25 protein-coding genes are annotated in these 24549 nt (G+C 65.8%); 10 read left to right on the top strand and 15 right to left on the bottom strand.

Translation table 11 applies throughout. The features are described from left to right. Positions 1-114: 114 nt before the first annotated feature. Positions 115-720, bottom strand: coding sequence for a hypothetical protein (locus tag ACT4ML_RS00770; RefSeq protein ID WP_444719152.1), 606 nt, complete (start codon positions 718-720; stop codon positions 115-117). Positions 721-906: 186 nt separating this feature from the next. Here ACT4ML_RS00770 and ACT4ML_RS00765 point away from each other — a divergent pair, with 186 nt between their 5' ends. Then, positions 907-1128 carry a hypothetical protein gene (locus ACT4ML_RS00765; protein ID WP_444719871.1) on the top strand — a complete coding sequence of 74 codons (222 nt, stop codon included), beginning with the start codon at positions 907-909 and terminating at the stop codon, positions 1126-1128. 57 nt (positions 1129-1185) lie between these two features. On the opposite strand, the gene ACT4ML_RS00760 is transcribed toward ACT4ML_RS00765, so the two are convergent. Further along, the gene (locus tag ACT4ML_RS00760; protein WP_444719151.1) at positions 1186-2385 is read right to left on the bottom strand and encodes a redox-regulated ATPase YchF; all 1200 of its coding nucleotides are present in this window, start codon (positions 2383-2385) and stop codon (positions 1186-1188) included. Positions 2386-2521: 136 nt separating this feature from the next. Further along, entirely contained in the window at positions 2522-3589 is a 1068-nt protein-coding gene (locus ACT4ML_RS00755) for a pyridoxal-phosphate-dependent aminotransferase family protein (RefSeq protein ID WP_444719150.1), read from the bottom strand. Positions 3590-3700: 111 nt separating this feature from the next. Here ACT4ML_RS00755 and ACT4ML_RS00750 point away from each other — a divergent pair, with 111 nt between their 5' ends. Continuing rightward, positions 3701-4378: a class I SAM-dependent methyltransferase gene (locus ACT4ML_RS00750; RefSeq protein ID WP_444719149.1), complete on the top strand. Its 678-nt coding sequence runs from the start codon at positions 3701-3703 to the stop codon at positions 4376-4378. A 195-nt stretch (positions 4379-4573) separates the two neighbouring features. Beyond that, positions 4574-5479: a hypothetical protein gene (locus ACT4ML_RS00745; protein WP_444719148.1), complete on the top strand. Its 906-nt coding sequence runs from the start codon at positions 4574-4576 to the stop codon at positions 5477-5479. Positions 5480-5493: 14 nt separating this feature from the next. On the opposite strand, the gene ACT4ML_RS00740 is transcribed toward ACT4ML_RS00745, so the two are convergent. After that, entirely contained in the window at positions 5494-6270 is a 777-nt protein-coding gene (locus ACT4ML_RS00740; protein ID WP_444719147.1) for an NAD(P)H-hydrate dehydratase, read from the bottom strand. A 119-nt stretch (positions 6271-6389) separates the two neighbouring features. On the opposite strand from ACT4ML_RS00740, the gene ACT4ML_RS00735 reads away from it, so the two are divergent. Continuing rightward, positions 6390-7016 carry a phosphoribosyltransferase gene (locus ACT4ML_RS00735; protein ID WP_444719146.1) on the top strand — a complete coding sequence of 209 codons (627 nt, stop codon included), beginning with the start codon at positions 6390-6392 and terminating at the stop codon, positions 7014-7016. 249 nt (positions 7017-7265) lie between these two features. Further along, entirely contained in the window at positions 7266-8591 is a 1326-nt protein-coding gene (locus tag ACT4ML_RS00730) for a CitMHS family transporter (RefSeq protein WP_444719145.1), read from the top strand. 90 nt (positions 8592-8681) lie between these two features. On the opposite strand, the gene gdhB is transcribed toward ACT4ML_RS00730, so the two are convergent. The 3 genes from gdhB to ACT4ML_RS00715 all read right to left on the bottom strand — a co-directional run bounded on the left by gdhB (position 8682) and on the right by ACT4ML_RS00715 (position 13238). Then, the gene (gene gdhB / locus ACT4ML_RS00725; protein WP_444719144.1) at positions 8682-10001 is read right to left on the bottom strand and encodes a glutamate dehydrogenase GdhB; all 1320 of its coding nucleotides are present in this window, start codon (positions 9999-10001) and stop codon (positions 8682-8684) included. 2 nt (positions 10002-10003) lie between these two features. Next, positions 10004-10150, bottom strand: coding sequence for a rubrerythrin-like domain-containing protein (locus ACT4ML_RS00720; protein WP_138244352.1), 147 nt, complete (start codon positions 10148-10150; stop codon positions 10004-10006). A 109-nt stretch (positions 10151-10259) separates the two neighbouring features. Next, a complete protein-coding gene (locus ACT4ML_RS00715; RefSeq protein ID WP_444719143.1) occupies positions 10260-13238 on the bottom strand; it encodes a bacterio-opsin activator domain-containing protein in 2979 nt (992 codons plus the stop codon). A 97-nt stretch (positions 13239-13335) separates the two neighbouring features. On the opposite strand from ACT4ML_RS00715, the gene ACT4ML_RS00710 reads away from it, so the two are divergent. Continuing rightward, complete coding sequence (locus tag ACT4ML_RS00710; protein ID WP_444719142.1) at positions 13336-13992, top strand: ERCC4 domain-containing protein; 657 nt, start codon at positions 13336-13338, stop codon at positions 13990-13992. A gap of 41 nt (positions 13993-14033) precedes the next feature. Here ACT4ML_RS00710 and ACT4ML_RS00705 read toward each other — a convergent pair whose 3' ends face one another. From ACT4ML_RS00705 to ACT4ML_RS00695, 3 genes are all read right to left on the bottom strand, one after another. Continuing rightward, entirely contained in the window at positions 14034-14207 is a 174-nt protein-coding gene (locus ACT4ML_RS00705; RefSeq protein WP_444719141.1) for a DUF7556 family protein, read from the bottom strand. A 151-nt stretch (positions 14208-14358) separates the two neighbouring features. Next, positions 14359-15213: a YihY/virulence factor BrkB family protein gene (locus tag ACT4ML_RS00700; RefSeq protein ID WP_444719140.1), complete on the bottom strand. Its 855-nt coding sequence runs from the start codon at positions 15211-15213 to the stop codon at positions 14359-14361. Positions 15214-15648: 435 nt separating this feature from the next. Beyond that, positions 15649-15855, bottom strand: a complete 207-nt coding sequence (locus tag ACT4ML_RS00695; protein ID WP_138244356.1) for a DUF2196 domain-containing protein — start codon at positions 15853-15855, stop codon at positions 15649-15651. Positions 15856-16158: 303 nt separating this feature from the next. Between ACT4ML_RS00695 and ACT4ML_RS00690 the strand changes: the two genes are divergently transcribed. After that, the gene (locus ACT4ML_RS00690; RefSeq protein WP_444719139.1) at positions 16159-18558 is read left to right on the top strand and encodes an MEDS domain-containing protein; all 2400 of its coding nucleotides are present in this window, start codon (positions 16159-16161) and stop codon (positions 18556-18558) included. A 21-nt stretch (positions 18559-18579) separates the two neighbouring features. On the opposite strand, the gene msrB is transcribed toward ACT4ML_RS00690, so the two are convergent. Both msrB and ACT4ML_RS00680 read right to left on the bottom strand, forming a co-directional pair. Beyond that, positions 18580-18981, bottom strand: coding sequence for a peptide-methionine (R)-S-oxide reductase MsrB (msrB, locus tag ACT4ML_RS00685; protein WP_138244358.1), 402 nt, complete (start codon positions 18979-18981; stop codon positions 18580-18582). A gap of 92 nt (positions 18982-19073) precedes the next feature. Next, complete coding sequence (locus tag ACT4ML_RS00680; protein ID WP_175416361.1) at positions 19074-19235, bottom strand: hypothetical protein; 162 nt, start codon at positions 19233-19235, stop codon at positions 19074-19076. 593 nt (positions 19236-19828) lie between these two features. Here ACT4ML_RS00680 and ACT4ML_RS00675 point away from each other — a divergent pair. The 3 genes from ACT4ML_RS00675 (at position 19829) to ACT4ML_RS00665 (ending at position 22319) form a co-directional block, all read left to right on the top strand. Then, positions 19829-20815: a hypothetical protein gene (locus tag ACT4ML_RS00675; protein ID WP_444719138.1), complete on the top strand. Its 987-nt coding sequence runs from the start codon at positions 19829-19831 to the stop codon at positions 20813-20815. 328 nt (positions 20816-21143) lie between these two features. Next, positions 21144-22094, top strand: a complete 951-nt coding sequence (locus ACT4ML_RS00670; protein WP_444719137.1) for a phytoene/squalene synthase family protein — start codon at positions 21144-21146, stop codon at positions 22092-22094. A 72-nt stretch (positions 22095-22166) separates the two neighbouring features. Further along, entirely contained in the window at positions 22167-22319 is a 153-nt protein-coding gene (locus ACT4ML_RS00665; RefSeq protein WP_175416362.1) for a hypothetical protein, read from the top strand. A 53-nt stretch (positions 22320-22372) separates the two neighbouring features. Here the strand turns inward: ACT4ML_RS00665 and ACT4ML_RS00660 are convergent, their stop codons facing one another. From ACT4ML_RS00660 to ACT4ML_RS00650, 3 genes are all read right to left on the bottom strand, one after another. Beyond that, entirely contained in the window at positions 22373-22534 is a 162-nt protein-coding gene (locus ACT4ML_RS00660) for a hypothetical protein (protein WP_444719136.1), read from the bottom strand. A 107-nt stretch (positions 22535-22641) separates the two neighbouring features. Next, positions 22642-23643 (bottom strand): bisanhydrobacterioruberin hydratase, encoded by a 1002-nt coding sequence (gene cruF / locus ACT4ML_RS00655; RefSeq protein ID WP_444719135.1) that lies wholly within the window; start codon positions 23641-23643, stop codon positions 22642-22644. Then, positions 23636-24508 carry a prenyltransferase gene (locus tag ACT4ML_RS00650; RefSeq protein ID WP_444719134.1) on the bottom strand — a complete coding sequence of 291 codons (873 nt, stop codon included), beginning with the start codon at positions 24506-24508 and terminating at the stop codon, positions 23636-23638. Before ACT4ML_RS00650 ends, cruF begins: the two co-directional genes overlap by 8 nt. Between the last annotated feature and the right edge of the window lie 41 nt (positions 24509-24549).

Here is a 24549-nt window from a genome sequence, read left to right as displayed (position 1 = left end):
CGAGGGTGCGATTCGTAATCGCACCGATTTTTTTGGATCCGACGGCTCGAGCGAGTCCAGAGAGCGATCTCGAGTACTCGACGCAAGAACGGCGACCGAAACGCGGTGGACCGGCTACAGCTGGAGCCGGCGGGAAATCAGTCCGAGCAGTCCCGGCTCGTCGCGTTCGATCGGTTCCCAGAGCCGGAACGCGGTCGCGACGTCGGCGTTCTCGCTGGCGACCAGTTCCTCGCTGGCGGGCGAGACGACGGCCAGATTGATCTCGTAGTGGCCGTGATACCCCCACCTCAACAGCGTGCGGCCGTCGAACCCCGCGACCGCGTCGCGGATCTCGGCCGGGATGGACGGTGCGACCGCGACGAACGTGAACTCCGTCGAGAAGTGGTCCTCGTCGGGCTCGATCCACTCGTCGGCCAGCCGCTCGCCGAGGTCGACGAAGCGATCGAGCGTCCGGTCGTCGACGCGATCGACGCGCCGGACGAACAGGTGTTCGGTCGACTGGTGTTCGGCCAGCGAGACCGACGGATGGAGGAAGTGCTTCTTGTTCACCATCTCCAGCTCGCCGTACAGCGTGAACCGCTCGCCCTCGACGGCGAAGTCCTGCTCGAGGTCGTAGTTGTGCAGCAGTCGGTCGCTGACCCGGTCGACGTACTCGTCGTCCCACTCGGGGACGTCCTCGAGAGCGTCGTCGGGGCCGTTCGCGTTGTCACTGTCACTCATTCGAATCATCGGTTCGGTCGCCGGAAGCGGTGTGTCGATCGAGACCGGCAGTTCTCGCGAGGGGGTCGTCCATGCGTTCGAATGGCACGAGACGGCCAAAAGTCCGTCGGCACCGTTTCGGATCGGCCGTTCTCCGTCGAGTCGCGACAGCACTTAAGGATCGCGCGCTCCTACGGTGAACCGACCATGACCAACGACCGCGAGGCGTGTGGCCGCTGCTCGATGTCGGTAGCGGTCGACATCACGAACGCCGACCGGGACGACGAACGGGCCGAGCGAAACCCGTACGGCGAGGACCGAATCGAGGTCGACGAGGACCGGTTGCGAACCCTCTCGCCCGCCGGACGGATTGCCGGCCTCTCGAGTCGACTGAACGACGCGGCCCAGCGCGCTATCTGGGGACGATAACGAGAACGCCGTTCGCGGTCGACCGGAGTCGATTTGCGGGTCTCGACCGCGTCGGTGTCAGTTCGTCGTGATGACTTCGATGACGTCTCGAGACTCGATTTCGTAGTCCTTGCCCAGTTGGCGGTTCGTCCGGCAGTCGATCGCGTGCAGGAAGCCGTCGCCGATATCGGAGTGGAGGCTGTAGGCGAAGTCCTCCGCGGTCGAGTTCGGCGGGATCAGGTAGCAGTCCGGCAGCACCTCGCCCCGTTCGTTCCCCAGCCCGTTCGCGCCGCCGGGGAAGACGGGGGTGACACCGAGGACGTCGAAGAGCGCGGTTTCCAGCGCCGCCTGAACGCCGGTCGCGCCGAACTCCTCGAGGAAGTCCCGGATCTGCTCTAAGCCCTGTTCCTGATCGCCGGAGACGTCGCCCGTGATCTCGAAGTCGTCGTCACCGGGTCGGTAGTCGACGACGCCGGCCCCGTCGGCGGATTTGAGGGCCTTCTCCGCGTGGGCGCTGCAGGGAACGATCGTCAGGTGCTCGTAGTCGGGATCGTTCGCGATCTCCTCGTAGTTTGCCTGCGCTTCGGGGGTGTCCATCTTGTTCGCCGCGATGACCATCGGCTTGGTCTCCTTGCGGATTTCGCGGGCCAACTCGAGTTGGTCGTCCTCGTCCCACTCGTCGGGATCGAAGCCCACGTCGACGCGCCGAATGAGTCGTTTGATCTCGTCTTCGGTGGTCTTGAACGCGCTCATCTGTTCGGCGAGTTCCTCCTCGATGGCGTCGTCCTCGGTGGTGTAGCCCGTCTCGTATCGGTTGATCCCCTTCTCCAAGACGCCGAGATACCACTGGTCGAGTTCCTCTTCCAAGAACGCGATGTCGTCCCGCGGGTCGTGGCCCTCGGTCGGTTCGCCCTCGGCGTCCGTCTCCCCGGAGAAGTCGACGACGTGGACGAGCACATCGGTCTCGTTCAGATCGGAGAGGAACTGGTTGCCCAGCCCGTTGCCCTCGTGTGCGCCGGGGATCAGCCCGGCCACGTCGACGAGTTTCGTCGGGACGAAGCGGGTGCCGTGGTCGCAGTAGCCGACGTTGGGCGTACACTCCTCGTCGAATTCGGGTGCTGCACAGTCGACGCGGACGTAAGCCTCGCCCACACTGGGGTCGATGGTCGTGAACGGGTAGGCCCCTTCGGGCACGTCGTTCATCGTGGCCGCATTGAAGAAGGAGGACTTGCCGACGGAGGGTTTGCCGACGAGTCCGATCCGGTAACTCGTACTCATTACCCCTTCTGGACGGGGTGTGCCTAAACGGGTTTCTGTCCGACAGCGGCGTGGTATGGCCATCCCTGCCACGGTGTCATCCCCGCTCGCGCCGATCCGACGAACGGTCCGAACCGCAGTCGATCGCAACTCGAGCCTACTCGAGAACAGCAGCTAACGCGTCCATCGTCCGATCGACGCGGTCGAGACGCGCGTTGTGTCCCATATGCCCGACGCGGAGGATGTCGTCCTCGAGGTCGCCGAGCCCGGTCGCGAGGACGATGTCGTGGTCCTCGGCGAGCGTTCGCTGCAGGGCCGTCGCGCTCCCGTCGATCTCGAGTGCGGTCACGGTCGGCGACGGCGTCGCCTCGTCGGGGTACAGCGACAGTCCGAGATCCGCGGCCCGCTCGCGACAGCGCGCGGCGGCGTCCTCGTGGCGCTCGAAGACCGACTCGAGGCCCTCCTCGAGCAGCAGGTCGGTCGCCGCGTCGAGCCCGTACAGGTTCGACGCAAGGTGCGTGTAAGGGAACCACTCGTCGGCGGCGGCGTCGCGCCACGGCTCGAGGTCGGTGTACAGACTCTCGGTCTCGAAGGACTTGATTTTCTCCCACGCGCGGTCGCTGATCGAACAGACCGTCAGCCCCGGCGGCGCGCTGAAACACTTCTGGGAGGCGCCGAGACAGACGTCGATCCGGTCGGTCGGCACCGGCGTCCCGCCGAGCGAGGAGACGGCGTCGACGACGCTGATGACGCCGTGTTCCTCGAGCACATCGAGAATCGGCTCGATATCGTTCAGCGTGCCCGTCGGCGTCTCGCAGTGGACCAGCGTCGCCACGTCGAACGACTCGTCCGCGAGCCGGGACTCGATCCGCTCGATATCGAGCGGGTCCCGCCACGGCGCGTCACAGACCACCGCCTCGCCGCCGGCCATGTCGACGAAGTCTGCGAACCCCTCGCCGTAAAGGCCGTTCGCGATACACAGCACCCGATCGCCCGGTTCGACCAGCGAGGCGATAGCGGCCTCGAGACCGAGGATGCCCTCGCCGCCGAGGATCGCGATATCGTCGTCTCCGTAGATCGCCTCGAGCTTGGCCGTCACGTCGCGGTAGAACTCGAAGAACGCGGGTTCGATGTCGGGGTTCGGCGTCGGCTCGCTCATCCGTTCGCGGACGGCCGCGGGCACCTCGGTCGGTCCGGGAGTCATGCGCAGTCGATCGTCACTCATACGCGGGACACCGGCGCGTTCGGCCATAAAACCACTCGAGACGACGGCCGCTCGAGCGGGGACGGGCAAACGGGTATCAACGAGGTCGTCGTCGGTTGCACCGAGTCCGCCATGGCAGACACTGATCCACGGCGCGGTGCGGGCGAGGGGACGATCTCCCATCCCGCCTTCGCCGCGCTGTCCGACCGTCTCGTGCCGGATCGATTCCTGATGGGCCCGCACCGCGAATACCTCGCGGCCGACCTCTCCGGGCGCGTCCTCGATCTGGGCGCGGGCAGCGGCCCGACGTTTCCCTACGCCGCCGACGCGGGAGGCGACGACCTCGAGTACCACGCGGTCGAACCGGACCCGAACATGCGACGCCGGGCGGCACGCAAGGCAAAGCGCACGGACTTGTCGGTCGCCCTCCGCGACGCTCGCGGCGAGTCGCTGCCCTACGCCGACGACAGTTTCGACGTCGTGCTCTCCGGACTGGTCTTCTGTACTATCGGCGACCCGGACGCCGCGCTCGAGGAAGTCGCCCGCGTCCTGCGGCCGGGCGGGGAACTGCGCTTCCTCGAGCACGTCCGAAACGACGGCTGGCGCGCGCGAGCCCAGGATCGGCTGACACCGCTGTGGGAGCGCGCCGCCGGCGGCTGTCAGTTGAACCGCGAGACGGTCGCGCGGTTCGTCGGCCACGACGCGTTCGGCGTGCTCGAGATCGAGCGGACCGGCGTCGGGATCTTCCCGGTGACGCCGGTCGTCCGCGGGCGACTTCGGCGACGGGACGAGCAGTTCTCGATCCGGTAGCCGTCTTCGGACTCGAGGCCGCGTTCGGGTCGCGTTTTCGCCCGCAGTGACCCTCGAGACCGCTGCCCGAAGGTGTGGAACGTCGACCGGAGGGTCTCGCCGCTCACCGAGAACAGTCACATCGAACTGATTTTCATGAACTGATGACTATAACCATTCATTATGCGTTCGCCGTCGGTCGTTGGAGTATCGGTTATGTCTCCCGAACACCACCGGAGTACACACCTGAACCGGCGATCGTGTCTCGCAGCAACCGCCACGGCCGTTGCGGGGGCGATCGGCGGAGCGGGAACGGTCGGCGCGGCGTCGAACGACGGGTACGAGACGGTCACCGTTCCCGCGGGCGAGCGCGAGGTCGTCCGCGTGGACGACGGCGGGACGTTCGAGAACGTCCTGTTCGACGTCACCGCGAGCGGGGCCGCGGTGACGATCGTCGCGTACGGTTCGGACTGGACCATCCGGAACGTCGCGGTCCGCGGGCAGGTCGATATGGGCGACGAAGCGGTGATCGGCGCGGCCGATACCGACGGCGGGACCTCCCGCATCGAAAACGTCTGGCTCGGCGACGGCGCGGTCTACGAGGAGAAAGGCGGGACCGGGATCTGGGTCAGTCCGGACCACGACGGCCACCTCGAGATCGATCGAGTGAACGTCCAGAAGATGAGCGACAACGGCTTCTACTGCTCGCCGCCGGGTACGGGCTGTGGCGGAACCGTCGCCCTGCGGAACTGTTACGCCGCGAACTCGTGGGTCGCCAACTACCGGCTCGCGTCGGGGATCGTCGAGGACTGCGTCGCCGCCGTCACCGACGACCGCCAGTACCGCAAGGGCCGGGGCGTCTGGGCGTGGCCGTCCGGGCCGGTCCTGGTCAAAGGGTGTCAGTTCGCCATGAACGGGCACCACTACTCGTTCGTCCCCGGCGCGAACGGCGAGGGGAGCGATATCGCCGCCATCGAGACCCGATGGGGCGACGAGTTCCACGGCGGGTGGACCGACCACCACGGCGGAACGGTGTACTTCGGCGGTGAGTCCGGGACCGACCCGCAAAACACTGTTCCCGACGGCTGTCCGACATCGGCCGCGGCGGCAGTCGAAGAGTAGGACGACCTACCCCGTTATCGAATCGTGTCCGGAATCCGCTCGATGACGTCGGTCGCGACGACGCCCGGGCCGCGTTCGGCCGTCGCGAGTTCGCCGGTCTTGCCGAGGATCCACGCGCCGAGTTCGGCGGCCTCGCGCCGATCCATCCCCTGACCGAGCAGCGACGCCATGATCCCGGCCAACGTATCCCCGGTCCCGGCGACGGTCATGGCCGAGGTTCCCGTCTCGTTTTCGATCCGTTCGCCCTCGGCGACGATCTCGTCGATGTCTCCCGTGAGCGCGATGACCGCTCCCGTCTCCTCGGAGAACGCCTCGAGCGAGCCGTAGGCCTCGTAGATCGGGCCGTCCTCGGAGCCGCTGGGGGTCAGAACGGTGTTCGAGAGGTCGGCCTCGAGGGCGGGTTCGATCGCCAGCGCGTCGACGATGGTCGGGACTTCGATGCGATCGACCGCGTCGCGCACCGCCTCGGGATCGGCGTCGACGAGGCCGGGGCCGATCACGAAGGCGTCGGCCCACTCGCTGACCTCGACGGTCCGTTCGACGGCACCGTCGTAGAACTCCTCGTGCCCGTGGTGGTCGACGAGCAGGTTCGGCGAGTGGCCCGCGACGATCTCGTAGATCGGTTCGGCGACGAACGCCCGGACGTGATCCGAGCCCGTCCGGAGCGCCGCCCGGCCGACGAGTGCGGGCTGGTTCGGGTACGCGACGCTCCCGGCGACGATCCCGACCCGGCCGTTGTCGTGTCCGGACTCCTCCGAGATGTTCGAGAGCGTTTGCTGGAGCCGTGCCATACGCACCGTCCCGAACGACGGCGTGTAGGCGTTCGGCAGGCGAGTTCCGGTTCGGCGTTGCGTCCCGGCGTGTGCGACGCAAACCCATAGTGGGTTGCCGCCGTAGCTCCGGACGAACCATGTTCGACGACAGAACCGACGCCGGCGAACGCCTCGCAGCGGACCTCGAGGCCCGCGGGCTCGAGGCCGACGTCGTCCTCGGGATTCCCCGCGGTGCCCTGCCCGTCGCGCGGCCGGTCGCCGACGCGCTCGCGGCCGACCTCGACGTCGTCGTGGCGCGCAAGATGGGCGCGCCCCAAAACCCGGAGGTGGCGCTGGGTGCGGTCGCAAGCGACGGCAGCGTCTGGTACAACGACGACCTGATCGATCGGGTAAATCCCTCCGAGGCGTACCTCGAGGAGATCCGGACCGACGAGGCCGAAAACGCGCGCGAGAAAGCAGATCGGTACCGCGAGACGGGCGGCCTCCCCGACCTTCGGGGGAAGCGAGTCCTGCTCGTCGACGACGGCGTCGCGACCGGCGCGACCGCGACGGCCTGTCTCCGACAGGTCCGGGAGACCGGGGCCGACTGGGTCGGTCTTGCCGTCCCGGTGGGCTCGCCGCGGTCGATCGATGCCCTCGAGCGGGAGGCCGACGACGTGATCGCGCTGGAAACGCCTGCGGACTTCCGTGCCGTGGGCCAGTACTACCGGGATTTCGGGCAGGTGACCGACGAGGAGGCACTCGAGTACCTCGATCGGGGGTAGGGCTCCGTCTCGAGTGCCGTCGTGACCGCCGACGCGCTACTCCCGTGACGGCTGCCGTCGTTTTTCGATCCGATTGTCCGTTATCTGATCTGTCCAGATAAAGGGAATTGGACATGTATTGTACAAATATTCGAAGAACTTACAAATAACTCTATTTTAATAATTGTTCATACTTTTTATGGCGGCAAGATCTGATAAACAGTGATAGACATCAGTTAATTTTTATATGTAGAATATGACCGCCCTCGTATGGCAATAACTGGCTTGCCGCTTGGTATTATCGGCTACTGTTCGGTGTTTCTCATACTATTTTTGATTATACAACGGCGGTTATACGTCATCCCTGCTCTGATCATCGTCCCGGTGCTAGCCGGGTTGATCGCGGGGTTCTCGCCGGACGAGATCGGGACGTTCGCGGCGGAAGGGTTAGGCGGAATCGTCAGCATCACCGCGATGTTCGCGTTCGCGGTCTGGTACTTCAGCATCATGCGGGACAACGGGCTCTTCGACCCGTTCGTCGCCCGCATCGTCAGCAGCGTTGTCAATCGGCCAGCCCTGTTGACGGGTGGAACTGTGGTCCTCGCGATGGTCTCGCATCTCGACGGGGCCGGCGCGACGACGATGCTGATCACGATTCCGGCAATGTTGCCGCTGTACGACGCCCTCGATGTCGATCGGAAGATCCTCGCGGCGCTCGTCGCGATCACCGCCGGGACGATGAACATGGTCCCGTGGGGCGGGCAGGTCGTCCGCGGCGTCGCGGCGATCGAGCCCGCGGAGATCTCGAACGTGTTCGATCCGATGATCCCCGCCCAAGCCGCTGGCGTCCTCTCGATCTTCGTGATCAGCGCCTACTTCGGGCGAAAGATCCGCAACGATATCGACTCCGTCACCGCCTTCGAAGGAGTCGACGAGGAGTCGATAATCGACGAAGCCGTCGACGAGCGGACGATCGAGACGGACTGGCGATGGTGGTTCAATCTCCTGCTGACGGTCGCCGTCCTCGCCGTGCTCATCCGGGGTGTCACGTCGCCCGAACTGTCGTTCATGGTCGGACTGGTCATCGCCCTCGTCGTCAACGTCCCCGACTACGAGAAGCAGAAGGACGTCCTCGAGTCCTACGCGCCCGACGTGATGACCTACGTCGGCATCCTGTTTGCCGCGGGCGTCCTCATCGGCGTCCTCGAGGAGAGCGACATGATCACCGAGATGGCGAACATCCTGATCGTGCTCATCCCCGACGTGCTGGGCGCGAACCTGCCGCTGGTCGTCGCGATCGTCTCCTTGCCCGCGCGACTCCTGTTCAGCCCCGACGCCTTCTATTTCGGCGTCCTCCCCGTGCTCGCGGAGACGAGCGTTTCCTACGGCCACGATCCCGTGGCCGTCGTCCGCGCGTCGCTGGTCGGCCAGACCGTCGGTTTCCCGATTTCACCGTTTACCGGCGCGACCTACCTCCTCATCGGGCTAGCGGACATCGAACTCGGCGAACACATCAAGTTCACGCTCCCCTACATGGTGGTCGTCTCGGCGACGATCCTCGTCGCCGGCGTGGTGGTCGGTGCGATTCCGATCTAAGCCGATCAGTGCGCCGTCAACTCGGAGAATAGTACTCGGGAAACTCGATTGCAGACGGTCGGACGGCCGCGCTCGATTCCGCCCGTCCGATCAGGGCCAGAGACCGCGCGTCTCGTGTGCCTCGCCGATCCGATCGAGCGCGACGGCGTAGGCGGCGTCGCGCCACGTCACGTCCCGCCGCTCGACCTCGTCTTTCAGGGCGGTCCACGCCGTGAGCATCTCGGTCTCGAGTTCCTCGTGGACGCGCTCGAGTGACCACGCGCGGCGGTTGATATCCTGCAGCCACTCGAAGTACGAGACGGTGACGCCGCCGGCGTTCGCGAGGATGTCCGGAATCACCTGCACGCCTCGTTCCGCGAGGATGGTGTCGGCGGCGAAGGTGGTCGGACCGTTCGCGCCCTCGACGACGATGTCGGCCGCGATGGCGTCGGCGTTGTCCGCCGTGATGACGTTGCCGACCGCCGCCGGGATCAGTACGTCGACATCTAACTCGAGGAGGGCCTCGTTCGAGAGCCGCCGGACGCTGTCCGCGTCATCGATACCCGTCGCGAAGCGAGTGACCGCTTCCGGCTCCTCGTCGTGGGACGGGATTTCGGCCACGTCGATCCCGTCGGGATCGTAAATCGCGCCGTTGACATCGCTCACGGCGACGACGGTGGCACCCCACTCCTCGAGCAGGCGGGCGGCGTTCGCGCCGACGCTGCCGAAGCCCTGGACGGCGACGGTCGTCTCGGCGAGCGGGTAGTCGTAGTACTCGCAGGTTTCTCGAGTGACGATGGCGACGCTCCGGCCCGGGGCTTCCTCGCGGCCGTAGGAGCCGCCGATGACCGGCGGCTTGCCGGTGACGACGCCGGGAATCGTCTCGCCTTCTTGCATCGAGTAGGCGTCCATCAGCCACGCCATCGTCTGCGGATCGGTTCCCATGTCGGGTGCCGGAATGTCCGTCTTCGGCCCGATCACGTCGCGGATTTCCTGGGTGAATCGACGCGTCAACCGCTCCTTTTCGTCGTCGCTCAGCGACTTCGGATCGACGACGATACCGCCCTTCGCGCCGCCGAAGGGGAGGTTCATCACGGCGCACTTCCAGGTCATCCACATCGACAGGCCGACGCACTCGTCGCGGCTCACGTCGGGATGGTAGCGCAGGCCGCCCTTATAGGGCCCGCGGACGCTGTCGTGCTGGGCCCTGTAGCCGGTAAAGACCTCGACGGAGCCGTCGTCGCGCTCGAGTGGCACCGTTACCTCGTGGACCGCCGCGGGGTGTGCGAGCCGCTCGAGGGCGGCGTCATCGATATCCAGTTGGGCGGCGACGCGGTCGAGCTGTCGGCGCGCGGTCCCGAGTGCGGTCTCGGGGTCGGTCGATTCGGCCGTCGCTTCCCGCGTCGGCGACGAACGGTTTTGAGACGCCATCGTTACTCGATCGGTGTGCGCCGATTTCGCATCTCCGCACCGCATTCGGGGCAGGCATCCGGCGCAGCCGCGCGGACGACGGTTCCGCAGTCGAAGCATTCGTAGGTCGATTCCGCTTCGGGATCGAAGTCGGCGTCTTTGTGTTGCATGGGAGAGATGACGAACGATGTTTCGATGGTCGTCGCATTTAGGAATACAAGGGATATTAGGATGAGTATATCCGTCAGATAGCTAGCGTCGCCGTTAATTGAGGGTTCACTATTCAACCCCCTGCGATTGGGTTGCCGGAAGTCCGAGTTCCTCGAACACCACTTCGAAGAGCTTCCGCTGAACGGCCCGAATGTGACGGTAGAACGCAGCCGGCGAAATGTCGAGCGCGCCGGCGACGTCTTCGCCCGAGTTCTCCCGCGGCGATTCGAAGTAGCCGCCGTAGTACGCGATCTGGACGACCTCGAGTTGGCGATCCGTGAGCCGATCCCGCAGTGCCGACCGGAAATCGCGCGGCGACGTTCGTTCGACGGTCCGTTTCGAGCGCAGGTCGGCGTCCGAGAACGCCGTCGAGACGATGTCGGCGCTCTCCCGCGCGTCGACGGATCCGGGGACGTCGATGACGACTCGAGTGCTCGAGGGAGACGCCTCGATCCCCCGTAACACCGCGCCGTGGTCCGCGAGGCGGAGAGCGAGCGCCGGGCGGGCGAGTTGCAAGCGGACGATCCCGCCGTCGCTACCGTCGCCGTGATCGCTGCCACCGCCGCCCTGATCGCCCTCGCCGATGACCTGTGCGCGCTCGACGCTGACGAGGTCCGCGGCCGCGGTGACGACGGCGTCCGGCGACGCGCCGTCGACCGCGGCGAAGACCGACGCGCCGTCCTCGTGCTGGCGGACGCTCCCGTCGACGGAGAGCGCGCAATCAGCCCGTCGGGCGAGCTGTGCGAACACGAACGCGTCGTCGCCCACCTCGAACTCGAGTCGCGTGCTCGCGTCCGAGACCAGCGCGCGCTTGCGCTCGACCGCGGCGATGGCGGAGGCGATCGTCTCGCCGAGTTCCCCGAGGACGGCCCGGATCATGTCGTCGAACGCGCCGGGTCGATCGGCGTAGACGGTCAGGACGCCGTACGCGAACTCGTCGTAGCAGAGCGGGACGCTCACGGCGGACTGGTACTCGCGGGCGAGCGCCGCCGACCGCCACGGCTCGTCGCGGAGGCCGTCGGCGACGTTCGAGACGACGGTCTCCTCCCGATCGGTCGCCGCCCTGACCGCGGGTTCGCTCCCGTCCACGAGCGAGAGCGACACGCTATCGAGATACGCCCGGCCGTTCGATTCGCCGCCGTGCGCGCGGGACTCGAGGCGGTCGCCGCCGACGTCGGTGGTGCCGATCCACGCGAACGAAAACCGATCGGCGGCCGTGAGCCGGTCGCAGACGGCGCGTTCGATCTCCTCGCGGGTCTCGGCTCGAACCAGCGCCTGATCGAGTTCCCTGATGATCTCGTTGACCCGATTGAGGCGGGTGAGTTGTCGGTTCCGCCCCTCGAGTTCGCGGTCCCGCTCGCGCAGCGCGTGCTCTCGTTCGACGCGGTCGAGCGCCGCTTCCGCGGTCGCCGCGAGCAAGTCCGTCAGCTCTCGGGTCACGTCGTCGAACGCGTCCGGCTCCGGTGAGCCAGCGACGAAAACGCCGTGGTCGCCCAGCGGGACGTAGGCCGCGCTTCGCAGGTCCGTCCCGGGGTTCGAGAGCGACGGCGAGTCGTGAACGTCCGCGAAGAACCGACTCTCGCCGTCGACGAACACGCGTCCCGGAACGCTGTCGTCTGTTGCCCGATGATCGCGGACCGGCCCGTGTAGCCGCTCCATCCCCGGCGAGGACGCGGCGGGCCGCAACACGTTGTCGTCCGTCTCGAACAGGTACGCCGCGCTCGCCTCGCAGTCGAGGACGTCCGTCGCGTCGTCGACGACGATGTCGGCGATTTCGCGGTCGGTTTCGGCGTACAGGAGTTCGCGGGCGGTGCGATGGAGGGCCGTCAGCGCCTCCTCGCGGCGCTTTCGCGTCGTGATGTCCCGGCAGCTGTAGAGGGTCGTTCCGCCCTGAATCGAGACCTCGCGGACGTTGACCAGTAGCGTGTGCTCGCGACCCGCCCGATCGGTCGCCGTACACTCGAGGTTGGTCAGGACGCCGGCCGACTCGAGCTCGGCGCGATCGAAGAGGTCCGGCTCGAGCAGTTCGTCGATCGTCCCCAGTTCCCGGATCTCGTCGTCCGAGTAGCCGAAGATGAAGTGGACGTTCGGACAGACGTAGGTGAACTCGCCGTCGTCGTCGGTGATGAGGACCGTGTCGGTCATGTTGTTGAGCGTCACCCGGTGGAGCTCCTCCGACTCGCGGAGCTCCCGCTCGAGCCGGGCGCGTTCGGTGATATCTGTCGCCCGCGCGAGCAACGAGACGACCCCGCCGGACTCGTCGCGGACTGGTCGAACGGTCACTTCGAAGTGGGCCTCGGCCGCGTCCGCGACATCGCTCGAGGACGCGCTTCCGCCGTCCGTGGCCCCCGCTGTCGCGCCGCCGTCGGCGCGGAGTTGCGTTAGCTCCCGGTGAGCCGTGTCGCCGCTCGCCGCCCGGTCGATCGCCTCCCGAATCGCCGTTTCCCCGTCGGCGGTACACCGCCACCACGGGAGGTCCTGTAACGGCCGGCCGCGAACGTCTCCCTCGGTCGCGCCGATAGCCTCGAGCGCGGGTTCGCTGGTCCGTCGGACGGTTCCGTCGGGCTCGAGTACCCACGAGTACGTCTCGGAGTCCTCGAAAATCGCGTCGAACCGGCGAGCCCGCTCCCGCCGGCGCCGTCGCTCGCGGCCCGTCGAGAGCGCTCGGTCGATCGCCGCCCGACAGTCCGCGACCGTGTCATCGGCGTCGTCGGTACCATCGCGCGGAACGTACGCCGTAACGCCCGTGGCGACCGCGTCGCTGGCCAGTGTCTCGTCGCCGTCGGCCGGCGCGAACACCACCGGAAGCTCCGGGTCGCGTTCGCGAACCGCCTCGAGGAGGGCGAGTCCGGCCGCTTCGGATTCCGGCAGGGACTGTACCGTCAGCAGACAGTCGACGGACTGGCGCTCGAGCCGGTCGAGTGCGGCGGCGGCCGTCGACACCGCGGTCACGTCGCGCGCGTCGCCCTCGAGCGCACTCGAGAGGGCCCCTTCTGACGGCTCGACGACGAGGAGCCGCGCGCTGTCGAACGTTGCTGGCGAATCCATTCGTCTCCGATAGGGTCTCCACCGGATAGAAAGCATCGCTCCGGTCGCGCTCGCTGCGACCGACACCCGTTCACCGCTCGAGTCCCTACGGGGGCGTATGCGCGTTGCCGTTACCGTCGACGACCGGGAGCCGGCCGGACTCGTCGAGGCGGTTCGAACCCACCCCGACGTGATCGACGTGACCGTCGAACGGCTGGCGACCGGCGACCTCGCGATCGACTCGGTCGGCATCGAACGGAAAACGCCCCGCGACTACGTCACCAGCGCCATGGGTCGGAGCGGCTCGGACATCGCGGATCAGGTCGAACGGATGGCCGCCGCCTACGACCACTCCTACGTCCTGCTCGAGGGGGATTTCGCCGACCTCGAGTCGCTCCGAACGAACGTGTCACCGGCGTCGATCCGGGGATCGATGGCGTCGATCACCGCCCGGCAGGGGGTGGCGGTCATCCCCTGTACGGATCGCCAGCACCTGATCGACTTCGCGATCCGCCTCGGTCGAAAGCACGCGGAGGACCCGACGAGCCGACGGCTGCCGGTCGGCTCCGTGCCGAGCCGGCGCGAACCGACGACCAAGCGGATGTACGGCTGCATCGAGGGGATCGGCCCCGAACTCGCGGCGACGCTGTACGACCGGTATCCCACCGTCGAAGCGCTGCTCGAGGCGGGGGTCGACGAACTCGCGGGGATCGACGGGATCGGGCCGACGCGGGCGAAGACGATTCACACCGCGTTCCGCGACGACGGCCCGTGAGAGAAGAAGGGGGGTCAGGCGTCGTTCGTATCCCGAAGCGTCTACCGGCACTCCTCGAGCGAGACGGCGTCGGCCTCGCTCATGGCGATCCAGCTGTCGTCCCGAGCGATGTTCGCGACGACGAGATGCGGACTGCCGTCGATCTCGTCGACGGCTGCGACGACATCACCTGCCTCGTTCGACCGGCTTCCGGTCGACTCTGCTTCGGGCATCATACTCGGAGAATACATCCAGGCAACCAAGAATGTATCGGTATTTTCCAAATCAGTGGTTGAATACTCGAGAACGGAAGGCATCGTTCTGGATGTGAAACGCAATATCGGGGAGAAGTTAGACGGGTTGTAACGAGTCCGGCGCGTCGACTCCTCAGGCGTACTTCGACCACACGTTTCGGAGCGGGAGCCACTCCGTCTCCGGATTCACGCGGTCGGCGAGTACCGCGTTGAGGACCGCCCCGAGCAGGAGACAGAGCCCGCCGAGGTAGACCCACGTCAGGACGATGAGGATCGCGCCGGCGACGCCGAACAGCGCGACGCTTTCGGACGCGGCGGCGTAGAGCCGAAAGCCGACCGCGAGCGCGGTCCACGCGAGGGCCGCGACGGCCGTCCCCGGCAGCACCTCTCGGATCGAGACCGCGGGCTGTGGAAACAGGTAGTACATCGGGAAAAACGCCGCGAACAGGAGGACGGTCAGCGAGAGGGTCACGAGGACCGTCGCCAAGAGCCCGCCGTTCCCCGTCGGAATCCCGGCCCCGATCACGCCGACCAGCGCGACGCCGACGGCGACGGTCGCCGTCAGGAGGACGGCGTTGCAAACCGTGACGAGGGTCACGGAGGTGGCCGCGTCCGCGTACGACTGTTCCTTTCGACCGTCGTAGACCGCTAGAAACGCGCTGTTGACCGCCTGAAACAACCGGGCTGCGCTCCAACAGAGGATCCCCGACGCCAGCAGCGCCGCTCTGATTCGGCCGCCGCCGTCCCCGGTCACCGCCTCGAGGTCGCTCGCCGATACCGTCCCCTCGAGGCCGGTCTCCCGGACGGCGACCTCGAGGATCGGCTCGAGCGCGTCGACGAGCGACGCGCCGACGAGCGCCAAGATCACCAGCGGGACGACGGTATTGAACGCGTGATAGGCGAGTCCGGCGGCAGCGACGCTGAGTTGTCGTTCCCGTGCGATCGCAGCGACGTCGTGGGCGAGCGCGGTGAGACTCGAGGCGCGCATAGCACGGGATCAACGGACCGACAGAAACCGTTTCGGCCGGCGATGGAACCGGGCCGCGGCGACGGAGCAACCGAGAAACATGGGACATCGCACCCGAAAGGAACGGGCACTACTCGTGGTCGCGTTTCGGTACGGTTGATTGGGTATCTCTCTCATAGTCCTGTAGCCCATCCGACCCCCCACAAGAGTTATTCACAGTACATTTATGCCGCTATATCGAATAGAGCCCGATATGACTATTCAACAGAAGAAACGATTTAGTCTTATAGCAGGGATTCTTGGTATTCTCGGTTCGTTACTCAGTATTTATCTTGGTATCGGAGGGCTGTGAAGAGACGGTCTGAAAAGAAGGCGGTCAGTATTCTAGGTATCCATGCCCGAATCCAGCCGCCACATCGTCTCTAACGGCGGCGTTCAATTAGATTTTGTGGAGCGCTACTCGTCGGTGACGACCGACTGGACGTGACCGACGACGCCGCTCTTGAGTTTGACGTGCGGTCCCTCGGGGTCGTCGCCGTGGATCGTCCCGACCTCGCCGATGATCGGCTCCGTGTCTTCGGATTCGGGATCCGCATCGTCCTGGACGATTTCGACGGTGATGCCCTGTCGCAGTTCCTCGGCGCTCGGTCGTTCGTTCGACATGGATAGAGGTGAGCCGGGTCTCTCGAAAAACGTAGTGCCTGCACTCGACCGGGCCACTAGGAGTCCGTCTCGAGGCCGCGTTCCGTCGCTCACGAGCAGTTCTAAACCGCCGAACTGGTCGTCGTACGCCACTGTCTCGCCGTCTGAACCGATTCCACCGGACGGCTTATCCGACTGTGTGCAGTCTCTGTTAGTAGCAACCGACGTGACCTGCGACTGGATCACGCTCTCCCTGCCGTCTCCTCGCCGAACGGATCGGACGACAGCGATTCCGAACGACTGACTGCGACCCGACACTACCACATGAGTAAACAGACACAACCCCCCGAGCACGACGTTCTCGGACTCGAGACCGGTCTCGAGGCGCTGCAGGCGAGTCCGGAGTTCCACGGACCCGTCGAACCGGTCGACGAACACGACTCGTACGATCACCTCGCCCTGCTCTACGAGACCCAAGGCGAACAGTTCGCGACGGCGATTCCGTACATCGAACAGGGCCTCGAGCGCGGCGAACGCTGTCTCTACATCGCCGACGAGAACGACACCGATGCGGTCCTCGCGGCGCTCCGCGATGCCGGCGTCGACGTCGACGGCGCGCTCGAGTCGGGCGCGCTGACGATGCACACCGCACAGGACTCCTACCTCCGGTACGGCGAATTCGACCCCGACGACATGATCGCGTTCCTCGCCGACGCGATCGAGGAGGCCGAGGACGAGTACGAAGGCCTCCGGATCACCGGCGAGATGACGTGGGTGTTCGGCGACGATCCGCCGCTCGAGGCGCTCATCGAGTACGAGAGCAAACTCAACCGCGTTCTCCCGGACGCGAACGGAATCGCGCTCTGTCAGTACAACCGCGAGCGGTTTCCCGCGGAGACCATCCGCGACGTGATCAAGACCCACCCCCATCTGATCTACGACCGGACGGTCTGTCAGAACTTCTATTACACGCCGCCCGAGGAGTTCTTCGGGCCCGATCAACCGGCACGCGAAATCGACCGGATGATGGGCACGCTGCTCGATCGGACCGAAGCCCGCGCCGAGTTACAGCACAACCAGCAACACCTCGAGCGGCAAAACGAGATCACTGCCGATCCCGACTGCTCGTTCGAGGAGAAGCTACAGGACCTCTTCGACCTCGGCTGCGAACGCTTCGACCTCGAACTCGGGGCGATGGCCCGCGTCGACGTCGACGACGACTGGTTCGAACTCGAGTACGTCAGCGACGATCACGAACAGTTCCGACCCGGCGTCGAACTCCCGTTGTCGGAGACATACTGTGCCGCCGCCACCGAAATCGAGACCGCCGAGAGCGTGACTGATCCGCAGGCTGACGGGTACGGCGATGTCACCGTCTACAACGAGTTCGGACTGCGGGCGTATCTCGGCACCTACATCCCCGTCGAGGGCGGTGACGACCGGACGTTCTTCTTCGTCTCTCCGGACCGGCGCGACGAGGCGTTCACGGACGACGAACGGACCTTCCTCCGTCTGCTGGGCCAGTGGGTCAAATACCAGCTCGAACAGGAACAGCGGGAGTCCCACGAGCGGACGCTGTACGAAATCGCGGCCGACCCCGACCGCTCGTTCGACGAGAAGCTACAGGCCATGTTCGAACTCGGCTGTGAACGGTTCGACCTCGACCTCGGCGGGCTGGCGCGCATCGATCCGGCGACCGACTCGTTCGAAGTCGAGGCCGTAAGCGACGAGCACGAATATCTCGTACCCGGCGCGCAGGCGCCGCTCTCGGAGACCTACTGCCGGTTGACCGTCGACGAGTCGACGGCCGGCGTAACCGACCCCGTCCGCGCCGGCTTCGGCGACACGCTCGCCTACGACGAGTTCGGCGTCGAAACGTACCTCGGGTCGCGGATCGAACTCGAGAACGAACCCGACCGGACGTTCTTCTTCGTCGCCTCGGACGCCCACGACCGAGCGTTTACGGACGCCGAGCGGACGTTCCACCACCTGATGTCCCAGTGGGTCCAGTACGAACTCGAGCGAAAACAGCGCGAACGAGCGCTCGAGGACTCGAACGAGCGCTTAGAGCAGTTCGCCTACGCCGCCTCCCACGACCTCCAAGAGCCCCTGCGGATGGTCACGAGCTACCTGCAGTTGCTCGAGACCCGGTACGGCGACGCCTTCGACGAGGACGGCGAGGAGTTCCTCGAGTTCGCCGTCGACGGGGCCGAGCGCATGCGCGAGATGATCGACGGCCTCCTCGAGTACTCCCGCGTTTCGACCCGGGGCGATCCGTTCGAACCGGTCGAGTTGGAGGCCGTCCTTGAGGACGTCCGCGCGGATCTCCAGTTCCACATCGAGGAGAGCGACGCGGACATCGAGGCCGAGCAACTTCCCCGCGTCGAAGGCGACGCCAGCCAGTTGCGGCAAGTGTTCCAGAATCTGCTGTGTAACGCGATTACGTACTCCGGCGAGGAGCCGCCGCGGGTGCACATCAGTGCCAAACGACGGAGTCGGGAGTGGGTGATCTCGGTCCGGGACGAGGGAATCGGGATCGATCCCGACGACCACGAGCGGGTGTTTACCGTCTTCGACCGACTCCACGGTCGCGAGGAGTACGAGGGGACGGGGATCGGCCTCGCACTCTGCCAGCGGATCGTCGAGCGCCACGGGGGCGACATCTGGGTCGACTCCGAACCCGGCGAGGGGGCGACGTTCTCGTTTACTGTCCCCGTCGCGTGATCGCGGTCGCGACCGTCGCCGTTACTCGTCGTCGAACTCGAGGGCGACGGAGTTGATGCAGTAGCGCTTGCCGGTCGGTTCGGGGCCGTCCTCGAAGACGTGGCCGAGGTGGCCGCCGCAGTTCGCGCAGAGCACTTCGGTCCGGCGCATGCCGTGGCTGGTGTCGGTTCGGGTTTCGACCCGGTCGTCGTCGACGTCGTAGAAACTCGGCCAGCCGCAGCCGGACTCGAACTTCGTTCCGGACTCGAACAGTTCGGCTCCGCAGCCGGCACAGGCGTAGGAGCCGTCGTCCTTGTGGTCGACGTACTCGCCGCTGAACGGCGCTTCGGTACCCGCCTCGCGGAGGATGCGGTACTCCTCGTCGCTCAGTCGCTCGCGCCACTCCTCGTCGCTCGTCGGGGCGTGATCTGACTCGTTGCTCATAGACCCCGATAGGGTCGAGACACTCAAGAGTCTGTCTGCACGGACCACCCGATATCGCTATCGCACCGTCGCTGTCGCCGTCGTCGCTGCCGTCACCGGCTGGTAATGACGTCCGTGCTCTCGCAGTTCGGACACTGGGTCATCCGGCCCAGTTTCGGGACCTCGATCCGCCGCCACTCGTCGTCTCCGCCCGGTGCTTCGAACCCGCAGTTCCGACACCGCGACCGTCCGCGCGTGATCTGATCGCTCACCATGGGACGAACTATGCCATAGTCCCACATAGGTATTTGTTCGGTTACGGACGACTGTCGCCGGTTCCAACGGGTTACGCGACCGATCGTCGCGAGACGACCGGTCGCGAACACAACCACGGGTGACAGGGACGTGGACTGTGCGATCCGGTTTCGATCGGAGATCTCCTCGTCGATTTCCCACCGTCTCCGAGCGCCCACCTTCGGACGGATCGGTGTCTTCTCCGTCCGGGTCCGGCGCTCGGTCCGTCACCGGAGTGGATCAGTATCCCGGCACGCCTGATCTCCGTGGGAACCGTCCACGAACTGTTATATAAGTGTTAACTAACATAACAAAATTCTAACCACAACAGGGCAGCTGTCAGCAGCGAGACAAACGATTGCAACAGCCAAGCACTCCGAGTGAGCGCGACGATGCGTTCGCTACAGTATCCGTTTCGGAACGGATAACCCGTCTTCCCTCGACAGGTCGTCCAGTTCGCTGCTCACGAATCGGCCACCTCGATGGTGATGAAGTACGGCAGCTGGTAACTATTCCAATTCCGTACTGTCTCGTTAAAGATAATATATTTATTCACTGGGTTGCAGTTCTATATATGAATCGGAGACGGATGCTGTCCGCTATCGGGGGATCGGTTGCGACACTATCGCTCGCCGGATGTCTGAGCGATAGCGGTGACGACGATTCGACCAGTACAGACGGCGAGGACGACCCGGTGACGCTCATCGAATCGGCCGACGAAACGCTCAACGCAGCGGTCGATGATTTCGAGTCAGCAATTGACGAATCCGGCGGTCCGCTGAACGATGGCTCGTACGCCATCGAAACGAAACCGATCGAGGCCCAGATCAGCGAGGCCGAAAACGATCTGTCGGCAGCGCGCGACGGGGCGACTGACGACCAGCTCGCGACGATCGGAGCGCTCGAGGACGTCGCCGATTTCCTGCGTGACTTCGTCGACGTCTTTTCGGCGCTGGGCGATGCTATGAACGAACTCGACACGTGGGAGCAGTACCTGGATCAAGAGCGGTGGGGTGATGCGGTCAGTTCGGCCGAGCGTGCGGAGTCATACAACGACGATGCGATGGATAGTGCGACGGTCGCACGGTCGACCTTCGACGATATCGACACGACCGCGCTCGGTGCTGTCGACGAGGTCGACCGCGCCGAGATGGAAGTCGCGCTCGAGGAGATCGAGGACGTCCTCAGCGTGACAGACGTGTTGTTCACTGGAAGCCGGCAGATGGCCGAGGGGATGCTGCCGTTCACTGATGCAGTCGACGCGCTGGAGGCGGAGCGATACAATACCGCCGCATCGGAATTTTCGTCGGCCGCCGATACGTTCAACAGCGCCTATACGACGTTCAATGAGGCGGAAAGCGACGCGCCGGCGGAGTTCCGGAGCGACCTGATCGACCTCTCGTGCCAGATGAACGCACTGAAAGATGCTGCGGAGTACTACGCCAGCGGTGCCGAGGAATACGCGGACGGGAACTACTCGAGCGGTGACTCGTACTTCAGTCAGGGAGAAACCGCAGCGAACCGATGTGACAGCAATGATGTCGCCCTGTCGATGAACTAGCGTTTCGACGCGACTCGAGCCGGCCTGACCGACCGCCGGTTCGTTGCGCTCCGTGCGGTCCACGACGCGAGCTCGTTCGAGCGGCGGGAGACGGTTCAGGTGAAGAACTGGGAGTCTCGATACCGGTCTCTTGATCGACTGTAACAGCACTGGCAGGCCACCCAGCGGATGCTGTTGACGAACGTGTCGATACATCCGTGTCGATGGACGACGACTGCACTGAGTCCGCCGCAAGCCGCTGCTGAACATAGTGAGGGGGTGTTATTTTATGTGCATCTGTCGTATCGTATACATCCGATCGCCATCGGCAGGGTCAACGAGGCAGAGAATGCAACAGGAACACATCGACGCGGGCAAGGCGATACAGAAACGAACCGGGAAGACGTTCTATCTCGCGACGCGGTTCCTCCCCGAGCGAGTGCGACACGCGACTCACGTCCTCTACGCGTTCTTCCGGATCGCGGACGAAGTCGTCGACGACGCCGCTGACGTCCCGCCGGAGACACAGCGGGCCCAACTCGAGGACCTCCGATCACAGGCGCTTGGCGAGCGCGAGCCCGACGACCCGGTGCTCGAGGCGTTTCAGGAGCTCCGGGAGCGATACGGGATCGACGACGCGGAGGTCGAGACGTTCATCGACGCGATGGCGACCGACATCGAGACGAGCCGATACGAGACCTACGACGACCTCGAGTCGTACATGCGGGGGTCCGCCGCCTCGGTCGGCGTGATGATGACCGCGATCATGGAGCCGGAGACGGAGGAGGCCGCGCTCCCCCACGCCGTCACACTCGGTGAAGCCTTCCAGATGACGAACTTCCTCCGGGACGTTCGCGAGGATGTCCGCGAGCGCGATCGAATCTACGTTCCACAGGAGACGCTCCGAGACCACGGGGTCGAGCCCGCGCAGATCGAACGGCTTGAGCACTCGGAGTCGTTCGCGGCGGCGATGGCGGCCGAACTCCAGCGCACGGAGGACCTCTACCGCGAGGGAGTCGCCGGCATCCGCTATCTGCCCGAGGACTGCCAGCTCCCGGTCTTGTTGGCCGCGGTCCTCTACGTGGAACACCACGCTGTCATCCGCGCACAGGAGTACGACGTTCTCTCCCGGGAGCCGTCGTTATCGACGGCCCGGAAACTGTGGTGTCTCGCGAAGACGCGCTGGTACTGGCACTGGAACCGCGATCCCGAGGCGGTGTTTCAGCGGGTCTCGGCGGTGTCGACCGGCGAGCGCGACCGGCTGGGTCCGGAACACGGCGACGGCGTTCCGACCCGGTGACGATCGGCCGCATATCAATCCCCACGATATAGTGGCTATTCGTTCGTTGTCCCCGCGAGTGAAAGGAGTAGTATGTCCACGGACACGAACTCCGAGATACTCGACGAGGAACGGCAGATGGCGAAAACGACGGCGGTCGGCCTCGGCGTGTGGCTCGCGCTCACCGTCGCCGCCGTGGTGTTGTTGCTCCTCTTCGGCGACGTCATCTCGAGTCTGTTCGTCTGACTAGCCGCTGCTCCCCGTCTCACGGTCCAAACCGTGCGGGTCGCCACCGCGCGCTACTCGGAGACGTCGTCGGTGGTCAGCGTGGCGGTCTCGGCGACGATGAACTTCGCCAGTTTGCGCTTGGAGTGGTCGGCGAACAGGTGCTCCTCGAGCTGTTGATCGGCGGCCGGCGACTCCCGGCAGACCGGGCACTCGACCGGTTCTCTGGTAGCCATACGGAGATCACACGCCTCGAGTGCAAAAACGGACCGCCAGCATGCGCCTCCCGTCGGTCGTCGAGACAGTCCGCATCGTCGTCGTCACCGAGCGCGACCAACTTCCGTCACCGCCGGGACCACCCCGTCGGTAGCGCCGTCCGAACCGTCGCGAGGTCGTACCGGTCGGTCCGGAGGAGCCCGAGACAGAACAGTCCGGCGACGCCGGCGGGAATCCAGTTGCCGTAGAGGACGTTGATCGCGCCCCAGAGCAGGACGAAACTCACCAGATCGTCCAACGCGAACTCGCAGGCCCGAACGCGCTCGAGCAACGCCGCGCGATCGAACGCCAACTCGACGAGAACGACGGCGACGGTCCCCGAGAGGAGCCACCCCCAGTAGTTCGAGGCGGGAACGCCGTAGTAGCTCCCCGGCGGGACGTACGTCCAGAACCCGATCGCGACGGCCGCGGGATCGAGGACCAGATCGACCGCGACGACGGCGGCGATAGCCGCGAGCAATCGAGGGACGACCCGTCCGACCCGCTCGCGGAGCGCCAGCAGCGTGAGCAGGTAGGCGTTCAGCACCAGCGGGACGAAAAACAGCGGCAGTGCGAGCGGCACGTCGCCGCCGACCATCGGCCCGAGTCGGATTCCGTACTCGAACGTACCGTAGGGCCAGCCGGTCTGGACGCCCACGAGTTCGATGGCGTAGGTGTAGGCCGTCAGGACGCCGAGAAAGGCGACCGCCCGGCGGTCGACCCGCGGCAGCAGGGCGACGACTAGCGGCGAGCGCATCACCAGCGTCCCGAACAGGATCAACAGCGGGTTGTACGCGAGCGGGTCGGGAAGCACTCCCTCGGCGCTCCCGACCAGCGTCACCGCGCCGACGATCGGGAAGACGACCGCGATGGTGACCCGATTCTCGCGGACGAGCGCCTCGAGTCGACGCTGGACCGCGGCTCGGGTCCCGTCTGCATCACGCTCGCCGCCGCCGTCACGATCCTCGCCGGCGGACTCCTCGCGGCTGCAGTTCGGTCTCGAGTCGGACCCCGTCTCCGGGCTCGAGTCGGTCTCGGGCTCCCGGTCCGGACCCGAACTCGAGGGCGGGCGATCCGGGTCCCTAGCCATAGAGCAGCCTCCAGAGGCCGCCCATCGTCAGGAACGCGCCGACGGCGGTGTTGATGGCGGGGAACCACCAGTAGGCGCGGTCGACGGCGACGCTCGCGGTGGCGATCGCGGCCACGAGCGCGGGGTAGACGAGCATGAGCGCACCCAACCGGATGTCAAGCACGCCGAAGGCGGCCGCGCTCGCGAGCCAGCACGCGCCGCAGTAGAGGTAGGTCCGGCGCTCGCCGAGCACCGTCGCGGTCGTTCGGATCCCGGTCTCGCGGTCGGGTTCGATATCGGGGATCGCCGAGAATGTGTGCATTCCCATGGCCCACAGCCAGCCGCCCGCGACGGCGAGGATCGGCGGCTGCGCGCCGGCGACGGCGGCGTAGGCGGCCGCGCCCGGCGTGACGTAGAGCCCGTTCGAGACCGAATCGAGGAGCGGGGTCGTCTTGAACCGGACCGGCGGGGCGCTGTAGGCCGCGCCGAGGACGAGGAAGGCGACGAGCCACGGTATCGCGGCCGTTCCGACGAGGGGTGCAAAGAGCAACGGAAGCGCCGCACAGAGCCCGACGGCCGCGGGAACATATCGCTGTCCCCGATACCGCGTCTCCCGGTCCTCTTTCTTCGGATTCGCCGCGTCGATCTCCCGGTCGTAGATGTCGTTGATTCCATAGAGGAAGACGTTCGCCGGCAGGAGGAAATAGGCGAACAGCGCGACCGTCGCGGGCGCGAACAGATCGCCGACGGCGGTCGCCGCGTAGGCCACACCTACGAGAACGGGACCCGCGAGGTACAGCCAGAACCGCGGTCGCGAGAGTGTCAGCAGGTACGACAGCTGGTCGCCGACGCTCGCTTCGCTCTCGGCCGTCGGATTCGGGGTCATCGATGGGGGCTCGAGCGCGCGGTGAGGTCGTCTCGGTCGGC

The sequence above is a fragment of the Natrinema sp. LN54 genome (assembly GCF_052439245.1).
GTDB lineage: Archaea > Halobacteriota > Halobacteria > Halobacteriales > Natrialbaceae > Natrinema > Natrinema versiforme_A.
Note: the sequence above shows the minus strand (reverse complement) of the source record. Positions and strands in the feature narration are given on the sequence as shown.

Excerpts from the sequence above, each read along its gene's own strand:
- ACT4ML_RS00770 (WP_444719152.1), bottom strand. The coding sequence starts at position 720 with ATGAGTGACAGTGACAACGCGAACGGCCCCGACGACGCTCTCGAGGAC.
- ACT4ML_RS00765 (WP_444719871.1), top strand. The coding sequence starts at position 907 with ATGACCAACGACCGCGAGGCGTGTGGCCGCTGCTCGATGTCGGTAGCG.
- ACT4ML_RS00760 (WP_444719151.1), bottom strand. The coding sequence starts at position 2,385 with ATGAGTACGAGTTACCGGATCGGACTCGTCGGCAAACCCTCCGTCGGC.
- ACT4ML_RS00755 (WP_444719150.1), bottom strand. The coding sequence starts at position 3,589 with ATGAGTGACGATCGACTGCGCATGACTCCCGGACCGACCGAGGTGCCC.
- ACT4ML_RS00750 (WP_444719149.1), top strand. The coding sequence starts at position 3,701 with ATGGCAGACACTGATCCACGGCGCGGTGCGGGCGAGGGGACGATCTCC.
- ACT4ML_RS00745 (WP_444719148.1), top strand. The coding sequence starts at position 4,574 with ATGTCTCCCGAACACCACCGGAGTACACACCTGAACCGGCGATCGTGT.
- ACT4ML_RS00740 (WP_444719147.1), bottom strand. The coding sequence starts at position 6,270 with ATGGCACGGCTCCAGCAAACGCTCTCGAACATCTCGGAGGAGTCCGGA.
- ACT4ML_RS00735 (WP_444719146.1), top strand. The coding sequence starts at position 6,390 with ATGTTCGACGACAGAACCGACGCCGGCGAACGCCTCGCAGCGGACCTC.
- ACT4ML_RS00730 (WP_444719145.1), top strand. The coding sequence starts at position 7,266 with ATGGCAATAACTGGCTTGCCGCTTGGTATTATCGGCTACTGTTCGGTG.
- gdhB (WP_444719144.1), bottom strand. The coding sequence starts at position 10,001 with ATGGCGTCTCAAAACCGTTCGTCGCCGACGCGGGAAGCGACGGCCGAA.
- ACT4ML_RS00720 (WP_138244352.1), bottom strand. The coding sequence starts at position 10,150 with ATGCAACACAAAGACGCCGACTTCGATCCCGAAGCGGAATCGACCTAC.
- ACT4ML_RS00715 (WP_444719143.1), bottom strand. The coding sequence starts at position 13,238 with ATGGATTCGCCAGCAACGTTCGACAGCGCGCGGCTCCTCGTCGTCGAG.
- ACT4ML_RS00710 (WP_444719142.1), top strand. The coding sequence starts at position 13,336 with ATGCGCGTTGCCGTTACCGTCGACGACCGGGAGCCGGCCGGACTCGTC.
- ACT4ML_RS00705 (WP_444719141.1), bottom strand. The coding sequence starts at position 14,207 with ATGATGCCCGAAGCAGAGTCGACCGGAAGCCGGTCGAACGAGGCAGGT.
- ACT4ML_RS00700 (WP_444719140.1), bottom strand. The coding sequence starts at position 15,213 with ATGCGCGCCTCGAGTCTCACCGCGCTCGCCCACGACGTCGCTGCGATC.
- ACT4ML_RS00695 (WP_138244356.1), bottom strand. The coding sequence starts at position 15,855 with ATGTCGAACGAACGACCGAGCGCCGAGGAACTGCGACAGGGCATCACC.
- ACT4ML_RS00690 (WP_444719139.1), top strand. The coding sequence starts at position 16,159 with ATGAGTAAACAGACACAACCCCCCGAGCACGACGTTCTCGGACTCGAG.
- msrB (WP_138244358.1), bottom strand. The coding sequence starts at position 18,981 with ATGAGCAACGAGTCAGATCACGCCCCGACGAGCGACGAGGAGTGGCGC.
- ACT4ML_RS00680 (WP_175416361.1), bottom strand. The coding sequence starts at position 19,235 with ATGGTGAGCGATCAGATCACGCGCGGACGGTCGCGGTGTCGGAACTGC.
- ACT4ML_RS00675 (WP_444719138.1), top strand. The coding sequence starts at position 19,829 with ATGAATCGGAGACGGATGCTGTCCGCTATCGGGGGATCGGTTGCGACA.
- ACT4ML_RS00670 (WP_444719137.1), top strand. The coding sequence starts at position 21,144 with ATGCAACAGGAACACATCGACGCGGGCAAGGCGATACAGAAACGAACC.
- ACT4ML_RS00665 (WP_175416362.1), top strand. The coding sequence starts at position 22,167 with ATGTCCACGGACACGAACTCCGAGATACTCGACGAGGAACGGCAGATG.
- ACT4ML_RS00660 (WP_444719136.1), bottom strand. The coding sequence starts at position 22,534 with ATGGCTACCAGAGAACCGGTCGAGTGCCCGGTCTGCCGGGAGTCGCCG.
- cruF (WP_444719135.1), bottom strand. The coding sequence starts at position 23,643 with ATGGCTAGGGACCCGGATCGCCCGCCCTCGAGTTCGGGTCCGGACCGG.
- ACT4ML_RS00650 (WP_444719134.1), bottom strand. The coding sequence starts at position 24,508 with ATGACCCCGAATCCGACGGCCGAGAGCGAAGCGAGCGTCGGCGACCAG.